The 3036-nt window shown below is 30.1% G+C and carries 2 protein-coding genes; both read right to left on the reverse strand.

The annotated features are described in order from the left end of the window. Positions 1–27: 27 nt before the first annotated feature. The gene (locus H2277_RS08745; protein WP_337201931.1) at positions 28–579 is read right to left on the reverse strand and encodes a hypothetical protein; all 552 of its coding nucleotides are present in this window, start codon (positions 577–579) and stop codon (positions 28–30) included. Between the two features lie 22 nt (positions 580–601). Beyond that, positions 602–3036: BspA family leucine-rich repeat surface protein (locus tag H2277_RS08750; protein ID WP_337201932.1), on the reverse strand; the 2435-nt coding region annotated here is incomplete at its 5' end.

Below are 3036 nucleotides of genomic sequence, written 5' to 3' on the forward strand. Positions count from 1 at the left end.
AAATCATAAGAAAAATATTTCATTTATTTACACAAAACTGATTCTATTTTGTTTAATCATTCTGGCACGATTGATAAGAGCATAAAGGGCTATATCTTCATCATTATATATTTCTCCTTTAAATTCTTCATCCCCATCAAATTCAATACTTCTATATTCTATAATTTCTGCTTTAGCATTAGTGATAAAAGATATATATTTATCTCTTTGTTTATCATGTTTAATACCTGCACATAAAGGTTTAAGTGCTTCATCATACCAAATCACTTCTAGTTTTTCTTCTTTAATAATTCTTAGCGCTACTTCTTTTGTTAGATATTCTTGCATATCTTTTTCATTATAACATTTACGATAATAACTCATTTGTAACATTTTATCAATTGCTTCTTTTTCATTATCAAAAGAATAACTAAGTCTAATACTTCCTTGGTCTTCAACATAGAAAGTTTCATATTTATTATTATCAGAATCAAACCACATAGTAAGATGGTATTCTCCTGCATGTTTATAAGAAGGATACCAATCTGTATCAATCAACTTTTCTTCTTCTATAATTAATTCTGCTTGTTCTCTTGTCATTGTTTTTTATCTGTTTTAGTTTTTAATGTTTATACCATTTGGGCCTATTGCTGTCAATTTTTGTTCCCCAAAACATATGATCCATAGATACCGAAGCACTTATATCCCAAGATTCTAAACAGCGATCAAAACTACTTGCACATGTAAACATATAAGAGACGCTCTTAGCATTGCTCATATTCCATTTACTAATATCGGCATTAAAACATCTGGCTTTTTTAAACATAGAAGTAAAATAACACCCTTTGCCTACATTCCATTTGCTAATATCAGCATTAAAGCGTTCCGCTTTACTAAAACAAAATTCAAAATTTTTTACATTGCTTACATCCCAAGATTCTATCCCGCTAAAATCTCCACGAGTGGAATCGTCAAATAAATAAGATAAATTTTTTAACTGACTTACATCAAGCAAGCTTAAATTTACCTCTTCTATACATACAAACATATTTAAAAGAATTAAATTTTTGACTACAATTTTTTGTCCATCTTTTATCTTTTCTATTAAATCCATAAATTCTATTAAATTTTCAAAATGTATCTTCACGTTATTATCGTCAGCTAATCGTTTAATAATCTCTTTTATATATTCCTGAAAACTAAGATTTTCAAGTCCTTGGTGATCTTTATCTTTATACTTTGGAGATTTTACGCCTTTATGCATATCCAAGAAGATTGCATAACATAAACTTTTCCAAGCAAGATTTCGATTTTTACTATCCTCTACTTGCAAGGCAAGAGCAAACACAAAAGGCATAGCTTCATTATCACTATAACGTCCTGTTAAAACAATTTGTAATTCATCATCACTAAAATACTTGTTCGCAATAACATGCATTATAAAACCTGATACACTTGAAGAATAGCGAGCTGCAGCATCATAGAGATCTCCAAAAGTATAGCCTTGTTGTATAAAAAGTCTTAACAACTCTTTGCGTTCATTATCACGCTTTTGCAAAGCTTTCTTATCTTGCATGCAGGCTGTGAAAGCATAATCATGTCTGATAGATTTACTCCAACAATCAATCAAAAGAGAGCAAGATTTTAACAACTTTGTTGCATCAAATCCGTACTCAATAAGAAGCTTAAAAATATCTGGACGCCCATTTTCTAATGCAAGTTTTAAATAATCCTCTTTCTTAGAACCTATAAGAACTTTTTGCGGATTTTTAGCAAGCTTTGCAGTCGATTCTATAAGCTCAAAAGGTATAAAAGTTATATTATCCGTTTCATATTCACTGTTGATAGCCGCTTTGTAAATTTTAGCAAGATCAGTATCATTTAATTTTTTCTCTGCATTGGTAGCATTAAACACTTCTAGAACTTTATTTAATCGTTCAATCATAAAAAGTGAATACTCTTCTTTGTGGCGCCTTTCTTCAATATTTAAATTTAGAAGATTTAAAATTCCTTCTAAACCTGTAGGTGTATTTATTTTATCAATAGCGTTTTTAAACCAGAGAGGTGGATTGGATTCTAAAGGGGAATCTTTGAAAATATTCTTACTCTTTATCACCGCTTCAACTGAAACTTTCCAAGCATCAATATTTTGATTAAATTCCTTACAGAGATAAAACATACTATCAATATTTTTAGCTTTGCTCATATTCCATGAGCTTATATCGCAGTTAAAATTTTCACAGTGACCAAACATTAAATAAAAATTTTGACCTTTGCTTACATTCCACTTACTTAAATCAACATTCATATCAGAACAACAAAAAAAACAACGAGAGAAGTCTTTGATATGCGAAACATCCCAAGATTCTATTCCATCAAATCTTTCCATACACTCAAAAGCACCATAAAGCGAGTCAAGATATATCAAATTAATACAATCTAGTACTACCTTAGCGATAAGATATTTTTTTCTATCTTGTGCATATCGTACCAAAAATATAAGTTCTACATTATTCATCGGGCAATAAAGTTGATTTTGCGTAGCTGGTTTTTTCCCAAAAAGCACTTTAGAAAAACCGGATTTTTTAAGTACCTCCCCTGCATTTTCGCCTTTTAATATAGTTCTTAGTAATACTTTTAGTTTTGCAATACTGCTAGCATTTGCAGCTTTTTTTGCAGCTGGCTTTAAACTACCAAATGCCGAACCAGTATGTCTTAATATATTTTCATAAGGACTATCATCATTACCATCTTTTTTACTAGAAATCTTTTTATAAAAAGAATTTAGAAGCTCTTCACAAGCTTCTAAAGCATCTTCAGCGATTGCAATATTTGGATTTTCATTTATCAAACGCACCGCTTCAAGCACTCTAGCATTTTTTATAGCCTCTAAAAGCCTTTTATCGCTTTTTTTGTCAAATTTTTCCAAAGTTTCATCTAAGTTTATAGCCTTTAAAAGCCTTTTATCGCTTTTTTTGTTAAAATTTTCCAAAGCTTTATCCAAATCTTTAGCCTCTAAAAGTGATCGAAGAATTTTGCAAATCTCGCTTAAATCCT

Origin of the sequence: Campylobacter sp. W0014, assembly GCF_020135975.1 — a bacterium.
Classification (GTDB): domain Bacteria; phylum Campylobacterota; class Campylobacteria; order Campylobacterales; family Campylobacteraceae; genus Campylobacter_D.